Here is a 22,735-nt window from a genome sequence, read left to right as displayed (position 1 = left end):
AAACTGTCAACCATGCTAAATTGGTGTTTTTTCATAAGATGTGACCCATTCCACTTTACAAAAAGAATATTGTAATTGACACAGTAAGCGCTAACATAATAAAATGATTTTGTTACTTTAACGATAACCTTATTTGAAAACAACAGGAGGAGTCGTCTCATGAAGTTGTCCAAGGTTTTGATGTCATTACTATCCGTGGTTTTGTTAGCGGGGCTGTTTACTGGCTGTACCTCAAAGAAGGATGAGCCAGCTGCCAGCTCTGATCCGAAGGGTGTGGAAGGTGAAATTACGGTTATCACACAGCGGACTGATATTGTGGATACCGTATTTCAGGATTACGCCAAGGAATTTAACAAACTTTATCCGAACGTGAAGGTCAATTTTCAGGCATTGGCCGATTATGAGGGTCAAATTAAAATCCGGATGGGGACCAGGGATTATGGAGATGTTTTGCTGATTCCTGGCAGTATTCCAGTTGAAGAGCTGCCCAACTTTTTCGAGCCGCTGGGTACTTATGAGGAGATGAAAAACAAGTATACCGGCCTTGAAGAACGTACGGTGGATCATAACAGCTACGGTATTCCAATTGCGATGGTTTACTCTGGTGTGATTTATAACAAAAAGGTGTTCAAGGACGCAGGAATCACGCAGCTTCCCAAAACACCGGACCAATTCCTGACAGCGTTACAGCAGATTAAGGACAAAACCAAGGCAGTACCGCTGTTTACGAACTATGCCTCTGGTTGGGCACTGACCCAGTGGGAGTCTAGTCTGGCAACATTGGCGGGTACGAAGGAATATGTGAATGTCACACAACCGAATACAGATGACAATTTCACGAAGGGCCAGCCTCACTATGAACTGTATAAGGTCCTATACGATGCAGCTAAAAAAGGCCTGATTGAAAAAGATCCAACGACTACGGATTGGGAGACCTCCAAGGCGGATCTCGCTCAAGGCAAAATCGGTACGATGGTACTTGGCTCTTGGGCGATTGACCAGATCAAAAGCACAGCTTCTAACAAGGATGATATCGGTTTTATGCCTTTCCCGACGAATGCCTCCAAGGTACTTGTGCCTCTAGCTGGTGATTTTAACCTCGGTATTAACGTAAACAGTGAAAATAAACCGGCGGCCCGTGCCTGGGTGGATTGGTTTACCGAAAAGTCCAACTATGCCGTAGAGCAGGCAGGTAGCATTAGTCCGCTGAAGGGTGCCCCAATGCCTAGCATTTTGAAGCAATACGAAGATCAGGGAGTCGTTTTTGAAACGCTCACTCCGTCTCCAAAAGGACAGGAAGGGATTGTCGATAAAATCGACAAAAAGGGAGAAATCGGCTTGTGGCAGCCTGACTTCAAAAAACGCATTATTGAGGCAGCGGTCGGTAACCGCCCGGAATCGTATGACACCATTATGAAGGATCTGAACGACGCATGGGTGAAGGCGCGTGCTGAAGTGGCTGCAAAGGAAGCAAAATAGCCATCTGAACTGACGAAAAGAAAGGATCGACGTAGCAGTCGATGGACGGATAGCCAGGAGGTGCAGCATGTTAAAATTTTCGAATCTCAGCTACTCCAAACAAAGATTGGCGATTATTGTTGCCTTTTCAATTATTCCGCTAGCGCTGCTGATCACTTTTGCGTACTTGCCAGTGATCAATATGTTTAAGTACAGCTTTTCGGACTGGAACGGTTATAGTAAGCGTCTGGAATATGTGGGTTTTGAAAACTATATCAAAATCTTTACCGACCCCGAGTATTTCTCGGTGTTTAAGGTCAGTCTGTATTACTTTGTAGCCACGTTTGTACAGATGGGGCTGGCCCTTTATTTTGCAACCATTCTCAGCTTTCAAACCTGGTTTAAAAATTTCTTTAAAGGCGTTTTGTTTTTTCCTTCCCTGATGAACGGGGTAGCTATTGGTTTTATTTTTCTATTCTTTTTTAAGCCAGACGGTACCCTTGATACACTGCTTCAGGCGATGGGGCTGGGTTCGTATGTCAAGCTGTGGCTGGGCAACCCGGAAATTATCAATATTTCGCTGGCTGGCACGTCGATCTGGAGATACATGGGCTTTAACTTTATCGTGTTTCTCGGTGCGATTTCCTCCATATCCAGTGATCTGTATGAAGCGTCTGATATAGACGGGGCTAATCGCTGGCATCAATTCCGCTCTATTATTTTGCCGAGTATCAAGCGGATTTTGCAGTTGAATCTCATCTTGGCGATTAGCGGGGCGATCAGTGCGTTCGATATCCCGTATATTATGACCGGTGGCTCCAACGGCAGTGAAACATTCGTCATTCAGACGCTTGATGTGGCATTCAAATACAGCAAGGTCGGTTTGGCCTCAGCGATGGCGGTCGTTCTGCTGCTGATCGTGATTGCTGTTACGCTGCTTCAACGGTTGCTAATTCGGGGAGAGGAGGACTAATCATGTATAAGCTGAAAAGAATACTGGGTAGCAGCATCAAGTATGCCGCGCTTCTACTAGGTGCGTTCATTGCACTGCTGCCGATTGTTGTCATTTTGTTTGCATCTTTGAAGACGAAGGCTGAATATGCGGCAACCAGTCCTCTGACTCCCCCTGTGAACTGGCTGAATTGGGCTAACTATACCAAAGCCTTTATCAACGGAAATATGCTGACCGGATTTGCGAACACAGCTTTTATCCTGTTGATTTCGATCATCGGAGCTACGTTGACGGGTTCCATGATCGCGTATATTTTGAACCGTTTTAAATTTAAGGGCAAAAGTCTCATGCTGGGTGCGTTCTTGCTCGCCACGCTCATTCCGGGGGTGACGACACAGGTGTCGACATTCCAAATAATCAACAAGCTGGAGCTGTTTAACACGCCTTGGGCGGCGATCTTGCTGTATTTGGGAACGGATATTATTGCGGTGTATATTTTTCTGCAATTTCTGGATTCCATCGCGGTGGCGCTGGATGAATCGGCCATGCTGGATGGGGCCTCCTATCTGACGATCTACTGGCGCATTATCTTGCCCCTGCTGAAGCCTGCCATTGTGACGGTGATCATTATCAAGGGCGTTAATATTTACAACGACTTTTACACCCCGTTCCTGTATATGCCCAAAACAAGCCTTCAGGTCATATCGACGGCGCTGTTCAAGTTTAAAGGGCCATATGGCTCGCAATGGGAAGTCATTAGCGCGGGCATAATCATTGCCATTATTCCGACGCTGATTGCGTTTTTATCATTACAAAAATATATCTATAACGGTTTCGCGCAGGGTTCGGTGAAATAGAACAATGGCGAAATAGAAAATTTGGTGAATCAAATATCTCGGTGAGAGGGGAATACACGTATGAATAAATTGAATGTGGATTTGGGAGTAGATAGCGTACGAATTGTGGGAGGTAGTCTGCCGGAAATGCCGTGGCAGGATAAGCCTGAAGGCAGTGAGGCTCCGGTATGGAGACATAGTGAGAATCCGGTCATTGGACGGAATCCGGTACCGGGCATTGCCCGTATTTTCAACAGTGCAGTAGCTCCGTATGAGGGAAGGTTTGTAGGGGTATTTCGGGCTGAAACGATTAATGGACGTCCGCATTTGCACCTAGGCTGGAGTGACGACGGCTTGGCTTGGGACATTGAGACAGAACGTTTGCATTTGGTTGATGAGGAAGGGAACGATTACCAGCCAAATTATGCTTACGATCCGCGTCTGGTTCGCGTGGAGGACACGTATTATATCATCTGGTGTACAGATTTTTACGGTGCAGCATTGGGGATAGCACAAACGAAGGATTTTAAAAGCTTTGTACGATTGGAAAATCCGTTCCTGCCGTTTAATCGTAATGGTGTGCTGTTGCCCCGCAAGCTAAACGGAAACTTTATGTTGCTATCCCGTCCGAGCGACAGCGGACATACACCATTTGGCGACATTTTTCTGAGTGAAAGTCCTGACTTGGTCTATTGGGGCAAGCACCGTCATGTCATGAGCAAGGGCGGACAGGGCTGGTGGCAATCGGTAAAGATTGGTGGCGGACCGGCTCCGATTGAGACGACAGAGGGCTGGCTGATGTTCTACCACGGGGTGACAGGCACGTGCAATGGGCTGGTATACAGTATGGGCGTAGCCGTTCTTGACCTGGATGATCCGTCTAAAGTTAAATATCGTTCCTCGAATTTCGTGTTGACCCCGGAGGAATGGTACGAAGAACGGGGGTTTGTGCCGAATGTGGTGTTCCCGTGTGCTACGCTGCATGATGCGGACACCGGGCGGATTGCGATTTATTATGGAGCCGCTGACACGTATGTAGGTATTGCATACACGACAGTGTCTGACATTATGAAGTATGTCATCGCAACGGATGAAGTGGTCGCAGACGACCGTGAGTCAGGCCGGATGTAGGAGGAACTTGAATGCCGGAGGATATGTCTTTACAGCAATTGCAGTCATATATGGGGAGTAACCCGAAGCCGCCGGATTTTGACGCATACTGGGAACGGGCATTACAGGAGCTGAAGCGGCAGCCGCTTGATTATACACTGGAGCCTGCTGATTTTGTCTCTCCGATGGTGGAGTGTTACCATCTATATTTTACTGGAGTGGGTGGAGCAAAGGTTCATGGGAAGCTGGCTCGTCCCAAGCACCTTACGGAACAAGGGCCAGCTTTGGCCATGTTTCATGGATATTCCTGCGACAGTGGCGACTGGTTCGACAAGGTAAGCTATGCGGCACACGGATTCACTGTGCTGGCCATGGATTGCCGGGGGCAAGGTGGGCTGTCCGAGGACAATTTGCAGGTTCAGGGAACGACGGTACGCGGCCATATCATCCGAGGGATTGACGACCCGGACCCGGATCGGTTGTATTACCGCAATGTATTTTTGGATACCGTGCAGACGGTGCGCATTCTGATGTCTATGGAGCGGGTCGACCCTGAAAGGATCGGCGCATTTGGCTGCTCCCAGGGAGGGGCCCTGACGGTTGCCTGCGCTGCATTGGAGCCGCGTGTCCGTATGGCAGTTCCGGTATATCCGTTTCTGTCGGACTATAAAAGAGCCTGGATGCTGGATGCCACTACATCTGCATATGAAGAACTGGTTTATTATTTTCGTTGGTTTGATCCGAACCATCTGCGCGAGGAGGAGCTGTTTCACCGACTAGGCTACATTGATATTCAACATTTGGCAGATCGTATTCGTGGTCGTGTGTTGTTTGTGACAGGACTGTCGGACATCATCTGTCCGCCTTCCACGCAGTTTACGGTGTACAATAAAATCGTATCAGACAAGGAAATGCTCCTGTATCACGAATACGGTCATGAGTACCTACCTTATCTGTCGGATCGTGCTATGAGCGAATTTTTGCGGCTGTAGGGGGTTGAACTTAGCCACAGGCTCCTTTATAGTAATAGCTATAACCTTCGTGAATGCGTAATAAATGAATGCCCCATTTGTATAACCTCAATAATATGGTTTGAGGGTCTCTACCAGGAACCGATAAATCCTGATTACAAAAAGTGTACGTCTTGTACATTTCTTGTGGTCAGGATTTTTTTGCGTAATACGAGGGGATTTACATGACAGCAAAGGAGCTAATGTAATGAACTTCAAAGTAGTTATTTTAACGATTGCGACCTTTACGGTGGGGCTGGTGGAGCTGATTATCGGTGGCGTGCTACCCCAAATTGCACAGGATTTGAATGTCTCCGTAAGCACGGCAGGACAGCTTATCATGATCTATGCGCTCGTGTATGCTATTGCTGGGCCAACTTTGTTGGCGTTGACCGCCAAAATTGAACGAAAACGACTGTACCTGTGGTCGATGTTTATTTTTATTCTGGGAAGTCTGCTGGCCTTCTGGAGTCCGAATTATGCAGTCTTGTTTGTATCCCGTATCATTACCGCTGCAAGCGGGTCGCTGATCGTGACATTGTCACTGACCATTGCAGTCAAAGTGGTGTCCAAGGCTTATCAGGCCCGTGTCCTCGGTGTCATCTCCATGGGGGTTAGCTCCTCCATCGTTCTAGGTATTCCAGCCGGGGTGCTGATTGGAAATGCATTTGGCTGGCGGGTGCTTTTCCTGATCATTGCTTTGTTGACGGTCGTTGCTATGATCGTTATCAACTTGTTTATGGAGCGGATTCCGACAGAACATGTTGTACCTATGCGTGATCAGTTGAAATCCTTAAAAAATGTTAAAGTCATCAGTGCTCATTTGGTGACCACGCTGACACTGGCGGGCCATTACACGTTATATGCATATTTCACTCCGTTTTTAGAAAATATGATGGGCTTGAACGCTTCGTGGGTTAGTGTGGCCTATTTTGTCTTTGGGCTGGCGGCAGTGAGCGGTGGTTTTATTGGCGGCTCTTTGGCAGATCGGTTCGGCACAGCGAAAAGTATTCTAGTTGTCGTAGGCGTGTTTATCGCCGTGATGTTCTTGCTGCCATTCTCAATTCACTCGATTTATGTATTTGCGCCACTACTGATTATCTGGGGCATACTGAGTTGGGCCTTGTCGCCCCCGATGCAAAGTTATCTTATTGAAAATGCACCCGAATCGGGTAGTATTCAGCAAAGCTTTAATTTCTCCGCGCTCCAGGTCGGGATCGCTCTCGGTTCTGCCTTGGGAGGAGTAGTGATTGAGAATAGTGAATCTGTTGCCACGAACGCTTGGGTAGGTGGGGCATTTGTGATTGTTGCTTTTGTCTGCGGCGTATTTTCGATTACCAGAGTCGGGACTTCGCAGGCTGTCAGAGGACGCCACTCTGTTTCATAGTTCGATGGACCATCGTTCTCTTTCATAATACGAGCAAACATGTTATACTACACACAATTATGAAGAAGGAGGTGAGGTAGGTGAATCACGAGATGCTGAACAACCGTATTAGCCAGCTGCCGATTGCTATGGCTGGCATTGTTCATGCTTTTCCATCCAACGGGAGAAGTCTGTCCAATTTTAATCATACGGTTGTAAACATCGCGAGAAGACGCCTACCTTAACTCGAACGGATTGCTGTATCTTCCGAAGAGTCGCGGGGTTGCTCCTGCGGCTCTTTTTGTGTTACCCGGGTAAGGGTCTTCCTAAATAAAGGAGAGCCTGAACATGTATATAGTAAACGGTCAACAATTGAAAAAATACCACGCTGCCAATCTGATTTTGGATGGTGCATCGTTTGATATCCATACGGGAGAAAAGGTGGGACTCATCGGCCGCAACGGAAGCGGTAAAACCACCCTATTACGCCTAATCGCACGTTTGTCCCGCCCAGATGAAGGGCAGCTCGTCATCGCCAAGGATACGAAAATTGGCTATTTGCCGCAAATTCCGGCGGAGTTTGAGAGCTTCACCGTGTACGAAACGCTGGCTTACGCCTATCGTGAGCTGAAGGATTGCCGCAATCAGATGAGCACACTGGAACGGGAAATGTCAGATCCGGTTGTGGCAGCGGATGCGAGCCTTCTGGAGAAGCTACTGCAATCGTATGCTGCCTTGCAGGAACGGTTTGAACGCAATGGCGGCTATGAAATGGATGCAAACATTGACCAGGTAGCGGATGGGCTGCGTATTCCCAAAGGTATGTATACGCGCAGCTTCGGCTCGCTGTCGGGTGGAGAGAAAACAAAAATAGCGCTGGCATCACAGCTCATCGGACGACCGGATTTGCTGCTGCTGGATGAGCCGACCAACCATCTGGATTTGAAGGGGCTGGAATGGCTGGAGCAATTTTTGCAGGGCTATACAGGTGCGTGTGTGGTTGTATCTCATGATCGTTATTTTCTGGATCGGGTCGCCGTTAAAATGATTGAGCTTGAGGATGGCGAGGCGTTTACGTATTATACGAACTACAGCGGCTATGTTAAGGAAAAGGAAGAACGATTGCTACTACAATTTGAAGATTATAAGGAACAGCAAAAACGGATCAAAAAGATGAAAGAGGCCATTCGGCGTTTTGAAGAGTGGGGTCGCAATGGCGACAACGAAAAGTTTTTCAAAAAGGCAGCCTCCATTCGTAAGGCGTTGGAGCGCATGGAACTGGTGAAGCGGCCTGTATTGGACCCGCAGGGGGCGGAATTTCACTTAAAGCTGGAGGATCGTTCCGGTCGCCGGGTGCTGCAGTTTGAAGAAATTGTTAAAGCCTATGGAGAGCGCCAGATATTAAACGGGGCAACGGGTAGTCTGGAATTCGGCGAAAAGGTGGCCTTGCTGGGTGATAACGGCTCAGGCAAAACGACGCTGCTCAAGCTGCTGCTTGGTCAGGAAAGCGCAGATGCAGGCACGGTCCAGTGGGGTGCACGCGTGGAGTACGGATATTTGGCGCAGCAAGAGAGAGAACGGAATAGCCGGGCAACTGTGCTTGCTTACTTTAAGGAGGAAGCAGGGGTGGAAGAAGGCGAGGCACGCGGGTTGCTAGCGAAGTATTTATTTTACGGTGCCGATGTGTTTAAGCCCGTGAGCATGCTGTCCGGTGGCGAATGGTCCCGCTTACGGCTGGCGTTGCTGGTCATGAAAAAGCCAAATTTGTTGGTGCTGGATGAGCCGACGAACCACCTGGATATTGACTCACGCGAGGCACTGGAGGAAGCGCTGGATACCTACACGGGAACGGTGCTGGCGATTTCACATGACCGCTACTTTGTGAACAAGCTGGCAGGGCGCGTGTGGGAGCTGGAGGCTGGAAAGCTGACCTTTTATCTAGGCAGCTTTGATGAGTACCGAGCGAAGAAGCGGGAGCTGGAGAACGCTCGTCTACAGAGCGAGGGGGATACCGGGACACGCCCGACATCTGCAAGCAGAGCCGCATCGGGTGGCGGCTCAGGCTCGGGCACAGCTGTACATTCCAGTGTAGCGAGCAATGGCATGGGGGCGGCTGCGCATACGGGAGCGACTACGGAAGACGATGCGAGCCGTACACGCTCAGGTCGCTTGGGCTCGCCCGCTGCCGGGTCTGGGGCACGCGAAACGAAGGCCGCGAAGCCATCACGCACGCCCGCTGCATCCAGCGAGCGGTTGGAGCGGGCCATCGCCGCCAAAGAAGCAGAATTGGTGGCGGCGGATGCCGAGCTGGAGCTGCTCGGCACAAGCGGCGACACGATACACATGGCGGAGCTGTGGGACGCGCGTGAGCGACTGCAAGCGGAGCTGGATGTATTGCTTGGCGAGTGGGTTGAACTGGAGTAGGTGACAGGCTGGTTACTGAATGGACAATGGTTTATTTTATATAGAGGGTGGCCCTGAGGTAGAGCGTTTACTGAGGGGCTACCTTTTTTGCAGCGTAAAGACAAAGATATCATCACGAAAATTAATGACCATTAATTAAGATAAATGGTATTGATGTGTCATTATCATTATATTTTACATATAAAGTGAGTTGTTTGCATTTCGCAACATGTGATATTTTTTAAATTGAATAAATAATTTGTTTCATTGTTAAGCGAAGTCTGTGTTGTCCATCATGATCTTACATATCAAATGCACGCGTTGGCTATGTTGTGATTTGTTATGGATGGAGGGAATAGTATGTCAGACTCCTTGCTGGAGGTCAGTCAGGTAACGAAAAGAATGGGGAAAAGGCATTTGTTAGACCGTGTTTCCTTTAAGCTTCAGAAAGGGAAGATATATGGATTCATCGGACCTAATGGAGCTGGTAAAACTACAATGATGCGAATCATGACCGGATTAATGCAGCCAACCAGCGGCTCTGTAAAGATAGCTTCATATGATGTACAGACGGATCGGGAAAAGGCGCTGTCCAAGGTGGGGGCTATCATTGAATCTCCGGTCTTTTTTGATTATATGACAGGCAGACAGGTTTTGCGCAATTTGTCACGGTTACACTCTGAGATTGCGCCCTCAGATCGGGAGATACATATTGAAGAGTTGCTTACAAAGGTGAGACTGGAAACACGGGGAGATGACAAGGTGAAAACCTATTCGCTGGGAATGAAGCAAAGGCTAGGTATTGCGCAGTCCATGCTGGGTGCTCCTGAGCTTTTATTGCTGGATGAACCGTCTAATGGGCTTGATCCTATGGGAATGCGGGAGCTGAGAGATATCGTGCTTCAGCTACGTGATTCAGCGAATTATGCCTTTTTTATCTCCAGTCATCTGTTGGATGAACTGCAACAGATGTGTGACGAACTCATTGTTATCAAAGAGGGCAGGCTAGTTTGGCAGGGACCTGCTGATCAACTAGTAGAGGACGGCCAACGGCTAGAGGATGCTTTCATGGGATTGATGGGACTATGAAATCATTAATATACAGTGAGTTCGAGCGATTATGGAGACGAAAGTGGTTCTGGCTCATGGTGTTATGTACGCCGCTGCTTGCTTGTTCGACAGGAGTATATTTTTTGCGCACGATGAAGGTTCCTGTTGAGGTATTATCTTTAAACTTTGTCGTTACTGGTCTGCGTGAGAATTTGTTTTTAGTATGCAACATAGCTGTAGCTGCTTTAGCTGCTGCTGTATACACAGAGGAATTTCGAAGCGGGCAACTGCGGTTGTTATTTATGCGCCGATTTACCCGCGGGCAGATTTTCTGGAGTAAACTGCTGGTTTTAAATGCTACTATTTTGTTTCTTCTCATTGTATTTGCAGTATCATCGCAGGTGATCGTTGAAGTATGGACTCTTTCATATGATGTAAGTGATGCGGGGTTGTCCGAATCTCAAGGACTGCAGATGCTTAAATACTATGGTTGGGCGCTTGCCTCATTATTAGCAATATGCTCCTTCTATTGTTTCGTCGCTATGTATAGCAAAAGTGTAACGTATGCCATCGGTGTTTGTATGGTATACAATCTGGGTTCTCTGTTGTTTGATTCATTATATTTAAAATTGGCCTCTTTTGTTTCCCATATCCCATACCTATATAATGTGATCGCATTTATGATTATTCCATATATGCAGCATACAGGATTAGATAGGTCCTTAATGGGCAATTCGTCTGTGAATGGGGCGATTATCACCGTTGTTAGTCTATATCTTATCTTGTTTACTTGGGGCGCATACCGCCGTTTTGTGACTGATGATTATCTGTATTAGGGGGGATTTCCTCATGCTGGCAATCTGGCGAAGTGAAATGGAACGAATTTGGAATCGCAAATCCACTCTCTTATTATATATAGCCTATATATTCATCGTGGTTGCAATTATATGGAGCCATAAAGTAACGGGTACGAAGGTCTTACGTTTTGGTGAAGGAACTGTGGTCGTAAATAATCTGAACCTGCCGTGGCTGATGATGAGTGAGGTTGCCTTATTTCTAGTTACAGCAATCCTGCCCATTCTGTACGTGGATCAGTTAAGCGGCGATCTCTATTCTGGAGCATATAGGCTATATATGCTACGACCGTATCGACGTTTTCAGTTTTGGCTTGCCAAGTTGTTCGCACTATCAGCCTCAACGGCCATTTTTATGGGGACAAGCTTGCTTATAGGTGTATTCGCTGGATGGTTGTTTTTCCCACACAGCTCTACTTTTTTTAAATATGGTTCATCCGTCGCCTCTTCCCCATCAGATGCCGTACCCTACATACTTTCGTTTTATTTGGTATTAATGCTGGTTTGCTTGGTAAAGCTCATGTTGAGTAGCGCTGTATGTTTGTTCATGTCACGGCCACTGTTTGCTTATATAGTGATTCTTATCTTATCCGTATTTCTCTTTGAGTTGTTTAGGCCCCTCATTATGTTAATGGACCCATTTCAGCAAATAATGCTTGCTTTAAGAGTAGACAGTTCTTTTAATTTTTGGATGTGTGCAGGTGGATTGATTCTGGTAAGTATCATTATTAGTTTTACACGATGGGAAAAAAAGATTGTTTAGAAATAAGACTTGTAACCTGAACATCATAAAAGTAAAAGAAAGATCCAACCGACCGTTTGAGGGTCAATTGGATCTTTTTTAACATTGGTTCCTCCTGTTATCAGATTGTTGTAGCAGTATCGTTTCTTTTCCATAAGGGACGGGTATTAATTGTCTAGTTCCGCATAGATTGACATAGGGGAAAAGGAGGTATGAGCATGTGGTGTTGGGTCAAAAAGCTGTCTACACTGGCGGCGATCCTTTTATTGGCTATTTTTGTAAGCGCATGCAACAAGGGTGATGCTTCGGGTAAGGTGAAAATTGAGTTTTTTCAAAACAAGCCGGAGGCCAAGGGTTCATTCGATAAGCTAATCTCTCAATTCAATCAGGAACATCCCGGTATTGAAGTGACACAGGTCAACCCGCCAGAGGCAGAGACTGTGTTATTGACCCGGGTTGTCAAAAACGATGTACCTGACATTGTGGGGCTTGGAGCCACTGATACCTACTCCATTTTGGCACAAAGCGGTATTTTTACGGATCTGGCGAATACAGAATTGCCACGTACGATTGACCCGATTTACCTCAAAATGCTTAAGGATGTGACCGGGGTCGATCCCGTGTATGGAATTCCTTATGCTGCGAATGCGAATGGTGTGATGTATAACAAAACGCTTTTCAAGGAAATGAGATTAAGGGTACCCAAAACGTGGGATGAGCTGATTGCAACGGCGCAAAAGATCAAGGCAGCTGGAAAAATCCCGTTCTATTTTACATATAAAGATGATTGGCAAACGAACCTCCCCTTTAATGCGCTGGGCCCGAATCTGGTGGGCATTGATTTTTTCCTGCAAAGGCGTGAAAATCAGGTCACTTTTCAGGACAAGTACCGCGAGGTTGCGGAAAAGCAGCTGGAGCTACTGAAATACGGACATGGTGATAATTTTGGCAAAAACTATGCCGATGGTAACCGTGCCTTCGCTAACGGGCAGGGATTGATGTACATTCAGGGCTCGTGGGCCATATCTGAAATTCGCAAAGCCAATCCGAAAGTGGAGCTTGGATTTTTCCCATTACCAACAGGGAATGACGAAAAGGCAGTCAAGCTGGTGTCCGGTATAGATACGCTATTAGCCGTATCGGAGAGCACTCCGCATAAAAAGGAAGCCGAGGAGTTCATTGCCTTCTTGTTGAAGCCGGAGAACAGCAAGCAATACATTACAGAGCAAACGCTGTTTTCGGCGGTGAAGGGAGTCACGCAGGATGATCCGAGTGTGGCAGAGCTGTTGCCGTATTTTAAATCGGGCCGCGTCGTTGATTTTGCCGATCACTATATTCCCAAAGCGGTCCAATTGAATTCGATTGTGCAGGCCTTTCTGCAAAACAGAGACATCGACGCCTATCTAGCTAAGCTCGACCGTGAATGGAATAAGGTAGCTAACCGCCGATAGGAGAGGAGGAGACATGAATAAGCGACTAACGACTTTTTACTGGATGACGGTGCCGGCGGTGCTATTGTTTTTTGTATTTTTGACCTTGCCTGCCTTGCAGGGCTTTTATTATTCGCTTACGAACTGGAACGGCTTTGGTCATCAGTATCACTTTGTCGGGTTTAAGAACTATATTAATTTGTTTCAGGACGACAATGTGGGGAACGCATACTGGTTTACTTTCAAATTTGCGATTGTGGTTACCATTGCGACTAATATCCTTAGTTTGCTGATTGCGCTAGGGCTGAATGCTAAAATACGGTTTCGTAACTTTTTCCGCGGTATTTATTTTCTGCCTAATATTTTGAGCGTGCTAATCGTGGGTTACATATTCAATTATTTGTTCTCGAACGTGTTTACGATTTGGGGGCAAAATTTAGGTATTACCTCATTGTCGACGAACATTTTGGGCAGCGAACAACTGGCTTGGGTGGGGGTTGTCATCGTAGCTGTATGGCAGGGGATTGCCTTTAATACGATTCTCTATCTGGCCGGGCTGCAAACCATTCCGACAAGTCTGTATGAGGCGTCCAACCTGGACGGTGCGGGTAAATGGCGCGAATTCTGGAGCATTACCTTTCCGTTAATTGCACCGTTTTTCACGATTAATATGGTATTGGCGATGAAAAATTCCCTGATGGTGTTCGATCAGATCGTGGCTTTGACGAATGGCGGGCCGGGACGAGCCACCCAGTCGATTTCCCACCTGATATACACCGGGGGATTTAAAGGCGGAGAATTTGCTTATCAGTCGGCTAACTCTGTTATTTACTTTATTGTGATCGCGATCATTTCCATCTTACAGCTGCGATTCCTCCAGAGAAGGGAGATGGATAACTGATGAAAACAAGCAGACGTACCAACTGGCCTGTGCTGCTTCTGGTAGCGTTGGGGACAATATTTATCCTGTTTCCCCTCTATATGACGGTAACGATAGCACTTAAAAATCCCGAACAGATGGCGCACTCCGCCTTTGCCTTTCCGACCGAGCTGCATTGGGAAAATTTTAGTCGTGCAGTAGAAATGACCAACTTCTTCAGCGCTTTTCAGAACAGTGTGATGGTCACGACATCGACGGTCATATTGACTTTGCTAACCAATTCGATGGTCGCTTATGCGATTGCCCGTAATATGCAGCGACGCTTGTTTAAGGGATTATATTTTTACTTTGTGAGCGCCATGTTCATTCCGTTCCCGATCATTATGTTGCCGATTGTTAAATTGGCCTCGGGACTTCATATGACCAATCTGTTTGGCCTGATTATGCTGCATACGGTGTATGGTTTGGCGTTTAATGTTTTCGTCTATGTCGGCTATATATCCGTTCCATTCCGGTGGCGCTGGAAGAGGCGGCTACGGTAGACGGGGCGACGACATGGGGCACGTTCTGGCGAATTATTTTTCCGTTGATGGCACCGATCAGTGCTACCGTGGGGATTCTCACCTGCCTGTCCACATATAACGACTTCCTGCTGCCGCTCATTATTATCAGCGATGCAGAGCAGTACACGCTGCCGCTCGTTCAGTATGTGTTTCAGGGGCAGTTCAATACCGACTTTAATCTGGCCTTTGCCTCGTACCTGATGGCCTTGCTGCCGATGATTATTGTCTATCTGATTGCACAAAAATGGATTATCAATGGCGTTACGCAAGGTTCTGTAAAGTAGGACGGGAGTCAATCGTTCCAGGCAGACTGTGCCTTCATAGGAAAATAAAAAGGGGTTCCCTATACCACGGTTCACACAGGTATAGAGGACCCTCTTTTTATAGCATTGCTATTTGGATGCTTTGCTGTTGCTTGTCAGAGGCTGCAAGGGTACGGTTGTCTCTGCTTCCGGGTCGTCCGTTGTATAGTAGAACATATAGATAGAAGCTTCCTTCTTTTTGAAGTTCTTGTAGACATCCACTGCCTTGTTATTGCCGTCTCCGGCAAAATTGGCTGTGATCGGCTTGCCGATAATCCGTTCTTTACCCAGGCCAATATGCGTCTGGTTAATCCCTCCAAAGTGAGCATCCTCGCTTTCGGTTTCTACGAATAAGTCTGATCCCTGTTTGTAGTAGGTCCACTTAACAGGATAGCCACCGACTTGCGTCGTTAGTGCCTGCTTTTGCTCAGAAATGTCAGTTAAACGCTGTGGCGTTTTGTCATCCGAATGGGTCGTAACCTTGTATTTGCCTGTAAAAGTAATAGGAGTGTCCTTGGTAATCACAAGATTGGAAGGTCGTTCAAAACGGATCGTGTTCAGATCGTGTTCCTGATCAGGTGAAGACCAACGACTACCTTCTAATGTTGTGCCGTTCACAGAAAGAAAGTACTTTTGATAAGGTAACATGGCGAATTTCTCCTTGCTTCTGATCGTGACACGGATTTGCGTAGGTGTGACAATCATTTGTTCTAGCAAAACATTTGGATTGCCTTTCTCCAGTGGGATATTCAGCGCACTTTTAATCGTCCCGCTTTCCATCTTCTTCTTGCTTAGCTGCAGGTCAAATTTTATAGGTTCATTTATACTTTTCTCGGTTTGCGCATATTGAAGTTTGAAGGTAGTCTGTCCTTCCGGCATATCCGCTTTGGAAAAATATTGCTGTGCTGTATACTCCCCGTTATCACCGGGTTTGCCAAAAGTTCCTCCCGGCTGCGACATCACAGGGATTCCGCCCTTGTAGGCCATGATCTGCGGATTATCCCATCTCTTGGGTATCGACGAATCGAAGGTAATTGCCGAGGACAGCATCAGCTTATCCTTCCCTTGTTCAAATACCTGCACTTTCATATCTTGTAAGCCATTACGATCCAGCTTGAACGTCTGCATCTGAGACGATGTGATATCGAGCGGCAATCCCAGTTCTTGAACGCTGGTGAGCTCAATATGATCTACGTTCAGCCGCACGTTCTCTGTTTCTTGCTGCGGTGTCCAGTCACTTTCAAAGTACCCGTTGTACCGTTGATTTTTCGGGTCCCATTGCTGAAAGTTATATTCCCCTGCACTGCTTTCCCCCGCGGCACTTTTTAGCGATACGCCTTTGACATTCCAAAACTCGTTGTCTGCTCGTTTTCCGACCTCCAAGCTGTACAGAATCACGGTCCGGTTCTCATCGACAATAGCTGTATGCAGCGTTAGCTTCACTCCGTCTCTGGTCACGGACTGCTCCAGCGGTTGCCCGAGGTTTTGCTTTAATGCTGTCTGGATGCCACTTCTTCCGCGTAGCAGATTGTCCCAGTTGTAGTGGATGGCGGCATAGACAGGAACTGCAACCAGAAGTGCACTCAGAGAGGCGGCGATAGCTATTTTGCGCCAATTTCTGTGTCGGTGCGGAATGAATGAATCGGAAGTGTCGGTTAGCGTAGGGACAGTATGCCCTGTCTGTTCCATCCGGTTCCACATCTCACCGAAGTCAGGATAGGCCATTTCCGAATCATCATTTAACTTGCGCTTCAATGCCTTTTCTACGTTGTTCATAGTTCTCTCCTTCCATCTCGGGAATTTGTACCCCTGCATCCCGCAATATTTGCTCCAATAACTTTAGTCCTTTGTGAGTCCTCGATTTGACGGTTCCCAGCGGAATTTCCAGCAGTTTGGATATTTCCGCCAGCGTGAAATCATGCATATAGCGGAGTGTCAGCACAGCGCGGATTTTGGCCGGAAGGCGATTCATATAAACGGCCCATTCCTCTGCCGATTCGCGTTCTTCCACCAGCCTGTCTACAGGTTTACCTTCCGCCCCACTAAATAGATAGGGATTAGCCGATACCTTCAAATGCAGGCTTTTCTGGCGTTTAAGGTAATTCAGACAATGATTGACCGTAATCTTCATAATCCAGGCTTTTAGTCGTTCGATCTGTTCACGATTGCTGCGAAACAGGATGATAAACACTTCCTGCGTTAAATCCTCTGCATCCGATGCATTATGTACCATGTAGTAGCAGGTTCGGTATACATCTCGTTGATACAAATCAAACAACTCTCGATTGCTCTCCAATGATGTGCTCTCCTTTCTCGTGCAGTTTATCTATATAACAACTGGGGTCCTCAAAAGGTTCATTTGGTTGCGAAAAGTAAACCGTCTGCTTCAAATGTACCACACGAAAAAAGAAGCCTGTAAATCTCAAAACTGCAGATTTACAGGCTTCTTACATGTTCCTAAGCTAGACCCTATGGGATGACACTTCTTCACGCGAAAACACGTCAATGGATAGCTTGCGGACTACTCCGCTTAGTCAACCAACCGTACTAGCGTTCTTCCTTGCGAGCGGGCTGCAAGGATGTCTTCGAGCGCGCTTGGCAGGTCGGCCAATCCGACTTCGCGCTCAACGAGCTGCTCCAGCTGTTCCGGCTTCCATTCGCTGCCGAGCCGCTTCCAGATCGCTACGCGGGTGTCGTATGGGCAGAAGACAGAGTCTATGCCCAGCAGACTTACGCCGCGCAAAATAAACGGCAGCACCGTCGTAGGCAGCTTGGTGCCTGCCGTCAGGCCGCTCACGGCAACGGAGCCGTTGTAGGCGATCTGGCTGAGCAGCGAAGCGAGCGGCTTTCCGCCTACAGGATCAACAGCCGCTTGCCAAAGCTGCTTGCCCAGCGGGCGGACGCTCTCCGCACCGTCGTAGACCTCCTCGCGGGAAATAACCTCGGCTGCTCCGAGCGCCTTGAGGTAATCATGCGCATCGGCCTTACCACTGCTGGCTACGACATGATAGCCCCTCTTGTTCAGCAAGGCAATGGCTGCCCCGCCTACGCCGCCCGTCGCTCCGGTGACGAGTACCTTGCCCTGCTCGGGAGTAACGCCGTTTTGTTCCAGTCGATATAACGACAGGGCTGCGGTGAATCCGGCTGTCCCGAAAATCATTGCCTCTCTCGGCGTGAGTCCGTTTGGAAGTGGAACCACCCAGTCCGCAGGCACGCGTGCATATTGGCTGAATCCTCCGAATTGAGACACACCCAGCCCGTATCCGGTAACGAGCACCGCTTGTCCTTCGCTAAAGCGGCTATCCTCCGAAGAGACGACGGTTCCCGAGCAATCTATGCCTGGTACGAACGGATAGGCTTTGACAATATTGCCATCCTTGCGGGCAGCAAGCCCATCTTTATAATTGATGCTGGAATAAGCGACACGAATCAATACTTCTCCAGCAGGTAAACTGCCAGCTTCCAGAGAACGTACCCCTGCTTGAACTTCACCGTCCTGTGTCTGATCGACGACAAGAGCTTGAAATGATTGAGTCATCTGTAAAAGCCTCCTTTATTACCTTTTAACCCTATGAATGTCCTATATATTCCATCTTTAATTCACAAATTATGCTTAGGAAGCATACAACAATCTTCACAACCTGTCAGCGGCAATGCTCACAGGCTCGTATTCTATTATACTCTTTAGCTCATAATTGCGTCGAAAAGACCAGACTACTGATATATTCTTGCAATATCCTGTTTCAATAAAGTTCGATAATCAATTATAAAGAGGGTGATAAATGAATTCTTACGCATTTTGCAAATCATTTTACGTAAACGGGATGTATTTTCAGAATGACTGTGCTAACATACCTTTTGATCGTTAAATAAATCTATGAAGAAAGGTGAATGAATGACAACCAGAGCACTAAAAAAAGGTTCGGTATTGTCCGAAGCTAAGGAACTGAATTTGTTCCGTTTAACATGGCCTATTTTCCTTGAATTGTTTCTGTTTATGCTAATGGGGAGCGTCGACACATTCATGATCAGTTCTGTATCTGATAATGCGGTGTCGGGTGTGGGCGCGTCCAATCAAATTATTTCAATTGCTATCCTTGTACTGGAGGTTATCGGCAACGGCGCTGCTATCGTCGTAGCTCAATATATCGGTTCTAAGAAACTAGTCGAAGCGGCCCAGGTTACAGGTACGGCCATTACGTTGAATTTGATGGTAGGTCTTTTGCTTAGCGTAATTTTCCTCGTATTTGGTACGCACATGTTGCAATGGCTGAATGTCCAGGGTGAGATTCTGGCTTACGCGGAGTCTTATATGAGCATCGTCGGAGGTGCCATTTTTCTTCAAGCATTGATTAATGCGCTGGCGGCGACTATTCGTACACATGGTTTTACCAAAGAAACAATGTATGTCTCGGTTTTTATGAACGTGATCCACGTGGTCGGCAACTATGTTTTGATTTTTGGGCATTGGGGAATGCCTGCACTTGGAGTAGAAGGTGCTGCTATTTCTACAGTAGGTAGCCGCTTTATTTGTCTCCTGATCTTCTTCTGGCTGATGTACCGGGTCACTGAGGTTCGTGTCGAGTGGAAATATTACGTCCAATTGTCCAAAAAGTTCATCTCTAAAATATTGCGCATTGGTGTACCATCCGCGCTGGAGTCCATTATGTATCAGTCGTGTCAGCTCATCTTCACACTGTACGTGACTTATCTGGGCGCAGAAGCAATGGCGACACGTCAATATGCGAATAATATTTCGAGCTATATTTACTTATTCAGTATGGCAGTCGGTATGGGTACGGCTATTGTGGTAGGAAGGCTCGTGGGAGCCAGACAGAAGGATACTGCCTATAAACGTGTACTGACCAGTGTGAAATGGGCGCTACTCGTGACCGTGATTATTGATGCGGTGGTCATCTTTTTCCGTGTTCCCTTGCTTGGTTTGTTCACGGAAAACCCTGAAATTATTCGTTTGGGAGCACAGGTCATTTTACTTAGCATTCTGCTAGAAACTGGTCGGACCACGAATATCGTCATTATTAACTCGTTGCGTGCTGCTGGAGATGCCAAGTTCCCGGTCTTTATGGGTCTGATCTCCATGGTTTGCATGAGCTTGCCGCTTGGCTATTTGCTTGTGTTCAAGCTGGATATGGGACTCGCGGGTGTGTGGCTGGCCATTGCTGCTGATGAATGGACTCGTGCTGTCATCATGTATGCCCGCTGGAAAAGCCGGTTATGGGAAAAGCATGCGCTGGTCGAGCACGATACACCAGATCAGTCTGCAACGCCCGTTCCGGCACATTGATGTCGAGCAGCATTTAGGGCCAGCTGGAACCTAGCTTTTCGATAGAGTTGTGTACGCGGAGGCAGTTCAAGAGAACATCTTGAACTGCCTCTTTTTGCTGCTGGAGAACCATACTTCTACACGGGGGCACAATAGGCAGCTTTGAAGTTCGACTTATATCATAATGGCATCCATAAATAGAAGTATGGTAAATTTACTAAAAAAAAGATATACTTTTGTTGCACTAACGCAGTACATGAAAGACAAGGAGTGTACCGATGAAGAAGCCGACGATTGAAGATGTTGCCCAGAAGGCAGGAGTGTCTAAAAGCACTGTCTCGCAATTTCTGAACAAACGATATAAATATATGAGCGACCAGACCAGAGACCGGATTGCCGAGGTTATTCAAGAGCTGAACTATCAGCCTAACGGGCTGGCCCGCAGCTTGAAGCAAAACCGGACGTTTATGGTGGGGGTCATTGTAGCCAACATTGATTATACGCTGTCGATCCAATCTATCCGTGCGATTGAGGAGGAATTGCAGCGCTTCGGCATTCAGGTGATCATTTGCAACGCCGATGAAAATCCCGACAAGGAGAGTCAGTATATTGAGATGCTCAAGGCCCGTCAAGTGGACGGCTTGATCATCTTCCCGACAGGCAAGCATGCAGATATTTACAACCAACTCATTCGTGAAAAGTATCCGTTAGTGTTTTTGGACCGTTTGGTAGATGGGGTAAATACGCGCAGCCTGCTACTGGATAACGAAATGGCGATTAAGCTGGCGATTCAGGAACTTGTGGCTCATAAACATGAGCGAATTGCGCTGATTACTTTGCCCCTTGGCTTGAATCGGATTACTCCACGAGTGGAACGGCTCAGCGGATACAAAAAGGCGCTGGAGGAGCATGGCTTGCCGTCTCGTGAAGAATATATGCACAGTGTGCCGAGAGAAGAAATTCAGCAGACGCTGAAGGAGCTGTTCCAACTGCCGGAGCCGCCGACTGCGCTGTTGGCCGGGAATGATATCGTGTTGGCTGAGGTGTTGAAGTATGTGAATGCCCGCCGTATACGTATTCCGGCAGAGCTGTCCATTATCGGGATTGACGATGCGGAGTTTGCCCATATTTACAATCCGCCGATTACGACCATTACACAACCGATTGCGGATATGGGGAAGCAAGCGGCAAAGACACTGCTGTCCAGCATTGAGGAAGGCGGCGAATCGGTTCCGATTATTTACCGTTTTGTGCCGGACATCAATCGGGGAGAATCCGTCAAAACGCTGTAGACGAGCAATGTGTCATATATTATAAAAATAGCCCGTATTCCTTTGTATAACCTGAGCTTGCGTATGCTACTCAGGTCACACAAATGCGAATACGGGCTATTGAAAGTTAAGGCCGACTTCTTTCGGCCTTGTTGAGCTTGCGCTAATAGCGGTGAAGGCTATGCGGGGAATAAACCGGACTAATTCGTGCTGGCACTGAGCAAAAAGGATTCCAGCTCGGCTCGTGTCGGATAGCCGTCCATATCTCCGGCTGACATGACGGCCAGTGCGCCAAGTGCATTCCCGCGCTTGACCGCTTCAGCCAGGGGTAAGCCCTCCAGCAGCGCACTAATCACACCTGCGGCAAAGCCGTCACCTGCGCCGACGGTATCTACGACATGATCTACGCGGAAACGTTTGACATATCCCTCAGCATCTGCGGATTTGTAATAGGCGCCTTCGGTTCCCAGTTTGATGATGACCAGCGAGGTACCTCGGTTAAGATAGAAGGAAGCGATATCCTCTGGTGAGGTGTAGCCTGTCAATATTTTACCTTCATGAATGCCCGGCAGAAGCCAGTCGCACCCCTCAGATGCCTCGTTAATAGCCTCCACCATCGTTTGCGTGTCAGGCCATAACTTAGGTCTGAGGTTCGGATCAAAGGATACGGTTTTGCCAGCCTTTTTCATAAATTGCCGCGCATGACGTGCGAAATCACGGCACTCAGGGGAGAGGGCGACAGAAATACCTGTAAAATGCAGATGGCGAGCTCCGGAAAAGTAAGCCTCGTTAAAATCAGCGATGCTTAATGTAGAAGCGGCGGAATGTTTGCGGAAATATTCCACCTCGGGGTCCCCACTTGTAACTTTGGATTTAATCAGCATCCCGGTAGAGTGGTCTTTGGTAAACATGACGTTCTGTGTGTCGATCCCTTCCTGACGTAGCGCACTGGCAATGAACTTGCCGAACGTATCCTCGCCGAGTTTGGTCACGAGTCCCGCCCGTAGCCCCAAACGCGCCAAACCAGCTGAAACATTCGTCTCTGCCCCGGCTAACGCTTTGGTGAATGAACGCACCTCATCCAGAGAGCCTGCTTCATTGGCATAAAACATGGCCATCGGTTCTCCGAAGGTAACAGCATCCAATGTTGCGGTCATTTGTATTCCTCCTTATGTTTAGTAAACTTAATCTGTAAGCGCATGCACCAACTGAATAAATTGAAAT

The 22,735-nt window shown here is 47.5% G+C and carries 19 protein-coding genes, 1 pseudogene and 1 riboswitch; of the genes and pseudogenes, 16 read left to right on the top strand and 4 right to left on the bottom strand.

Translation table 11 applies throughout. The annotated features are described in order from the left end of the window. Positions 1–159 precede the first annotated feature (159 nt). From ACYCSE_RS07900 to ACYCSE_RS07835, 14 genes and pseudogenes are all read left to right on the top strand, one after another. The gene (locus ACYCSE_RS07900; protein ID WP_235306645.1) at positions 160–1,479 is read left to right on the top strand and encodes an ABC transporter substrate-binding protein; all 1,320 of its coding nucleotides are present in this window, start codon (positions 160–162) and stop codon (positions 1,477–1,479) included. A gap of 67 nt (positions 1,480–1,546) precedes the next feature. Then, on the top strand, positions 1,547–2,431 hold the full coding sequence (locus ACYCSE_RS07895; RefSeq protein WP_061829466.1) for a carbohydrate ABC transporter permease: 885 nt from the start codon (positions 1,547–1,549) through the stop codon (positions 2,429–2,431). Between the two features lie 2 nt (positions 2,432–2,433). Beyond that, on the top strand, positions 2,434–3,267 hold the full coding sequence (locus ACYCSE_RS07890) for a carbohydrate ABC transporter permease (RefSeq protein WP_061829465.1): 834 nt from the start codon (positions 2,434–2,436) through the stop codon (positions 3,265–3,267). A 60-nt stretch (positions 3,268–3,327) separates the two neighbouring features. After that, a complete protein-coding gene (locus ACYCSE_RS07885; protein WP_250260146.1) occupies positions 3,328–4,377 on the top strand; it encodes a glycoside hydrolase family 130 protein in 1,050 nt (349 codons plus the stop codon). An 11-nt stretch (positions 4,378–4,388) separates the two neighbouring features. After that, positions 4,389–5,348, top strand: coding sequence for an acetylxylan esterase (locus ACYCSE_RS07880; RefSeq protein WP_459701958.1), 960 nt, complete (start codon positions 4,389–4,391; stop codon positions 5,346–5,348). A 57-nt stretch (positions 5,349–5,405) separates the two neighbouring features. Further along, positions 5,406–5,505, top strand: a riboswitch (purine riboswitch). A gap of 69 nt (positions 5,506–5,574) precedes the next feature. Next, positions 5,575–6,753: an MFS transporter gene (locus ACYCSE_RS07875; RefSeq protein ID WP_459701957.1), complete on the top strand. Its 1,179-nt coding sequence runs from the start codon at positions 5,575–5,577 to the stop codon at positions 6,751–6,753. An 80-nt stretch (positions 6,754–6,833) separates the two neighbouring features. Then, positions 6,834–6,977: an RAxF-45 family protein gene (locus ACYCSE_RS07870; RefSeq protein ID WP_179085895.1), complete on the top strand. Its 144-nt coding sequence runs from the start codon at positions 6,834–6,836 to the stop codon at positions 6,975–6,977. 103 nt (positions 6,978–7,080) lie between these two features. After that, positions 7,081–9,156, top strand: coding sequence for a ribosomal protection-like ABC-F family protein (gene abc-f, locus ACYCSE_RS07865; protein WP_459701956.1), 2,076 nt, complete (start codon positions 7,081–7,083; stop codon positions 9,154–9,156). A gap of 339 nt (positions 9,157–9,495) precedes the next feature. After that, a complete protein-coding gene (locus tag ACYCSE_RS07860) occupies positions 9,496–10,224 on the top strand; it encodes an ABC transporter ATP-binding protein (protein ID WP_322158934.1) in 729 nt (242 codons plus the stop codon). Beyond that, a complete protein-coding gene (locus ACYCSE_RS07855; RefSeq protein ID WP_250266908.1) occupies positions 10,221–11,021 on the top strand; it encodes an ABC transporter permease in 801 nt (266 codons plus the stop codon). The genes ACYCSE_RS07860 and ACYCSE_RS07855 overlap by 4 nt, the downstream gene beginning before the upstream one ends. Positions 11,022–11,034: 13 nt before the next feature. After that, a complete protein-coding gene (locus ACYCSE_RS07850; protein WP_459701955.1) occupies positions 11,035–11,802 on the top strand; it encodes an ABC transporter permease in 768 nt (255 codons plus the stop codon). A gap of 197 nt (positions 11,803–11,999) precedes the next feature. Beyond that, positions 12,000–13,232: an ABC transporter substrate-binding protein gene (locus ACYCSE_RS07845; RefSeq protein WP_459702488.1), complete on the top strand. Its 1,233-nt coding sequence runs from the start codon at positions 12,000–12,002 to the stop codon at positions 13,230–13,232. A 13-nt stretch (positions 13,233–13,245) separates the two neighbouring features. Beyond that, the gene (locus ACYCSE_RS07840; protein WP_069290633.1) at positions 13,246–14,112 is read left to right on the top strand and encodes a carbohydrate ABC transporter permease; all 867 of its coding nucleotides are present in this window, start codon (positions 13,246–13,248) and stop codon (positions 14,110–14,112) included. After that, positions 14,112–14,938, top strand: a pseudogene (locus ACYCSE_RS07835) (carbohydrate ABC transporter permease). Before ACYCSE_RS07840 ends, ACYCSE_RS07835 begins: the two are co-directional and overlap by 1 nt. 108 nt (positions 14,939–15,046) lie before the next feature. On the opposite strand, the gene ACYCSE_RS07830 reads toward ACYCSE_RS07835, so the two are convergent. The 3 genes from ACYCSE_RS07830 to ACYCSE_RS07820 all read right to left on the bottom strand — a co-directional run bounded on the left by ACYCSE_RS07830 (position 15,047) and on the right by ACYCSE_RS07820 (position 18,494). Then, entirely contained in the window at positions 15,047–16,732 is a 1,686-nt protein-coding gene (locus ACYCSE_RS07830) for a DUF4179 domain-containing protein (protein ID WP_459701954.1), read from the bottom strand. Then, complete coding sequence (locus ACYCSE_RS07825; RefSeq protein WP_459701953.1) at positions 16,692–17,252, bottom strand: RNA polymerase sigma factor; 561 nt, start codon at positions 17,250–17,252, stop codon at positions 16,692–16,694. Before ACYCSE_RS07825 ends, ACYCSE_RS07830 begins: the two co-directional genes overlap by 41 nt. A gap of 234 nt (positions 17,253–17,486) precedes the next feature. Then, entirely contained in the window at positions 17,487–18,494 is a 1,008-nt protein-coding gene (locus tag ACYCSE_RS07820; protein WP_459701952.1) for an acrylyl-CoA reductase family protein, read from the bottom strand. Between the two features lie 357 nt (positions 18,495–18,851). On the opposite strand from ACYCSE_RS07820, the gene ACYCSE_RS07815 reads away from it, so the two are divergent. Together ACYCSE_RS07815 and ACYCSE_RS07810 are read left to right on the top strand one after the other, a co-directional pair. Beyond that, positions 18,852–20,261 carry an MATE family efflux transporter gene (locus ACYCSE_RS07815; RefSeq protein WP_023990870.1) on the top strand — a complete coding sequence of 470 codons (1,410 nt, stop codon included), beginning with the start codon at positions 18,852–18,854 and terminating at the stop codon, positions 20,259–20,261. Positions 20,262–20,518: 257 nt separating this feature from the next. Beyond that, positions 20,519–21,532: a LacI family DNA-binding transcriptional regulator gene (locus ACYCSE_RS07810; protein WP_322158928.1), complete on the top strand. Its 1,014-nt coding sequence runs from the start codon at positions 20,519–20,521 to the stop codon at positions 21,530–21,532. Positions 21,533–21,711: 179 nt separating this feature from the next. Here ACYCSE_RS07810 and ACYCSE_RS07805 read toward each other — a convergent pair whose 3' ends face one another. Continuing rightward, positions 21,712–22,668: a sugar kinase gene (locus ACYCSE_RS07805; protein ID WP_459701951.1), complete on the bottom strand. Its 957-nt coding sequence runs from the start codon at positions 22,666–22,668 to the stop codon at positions 21,712–21,714. Positions 22,669–22,735: the final 67 nt, after the last annotated feature.

This window comes from Paenibacillus sp. SEL1 (assembly GCF_054602535.1).
This window is presented reverse-complemented; position numbering and strand designations above follow the sequence as displayed.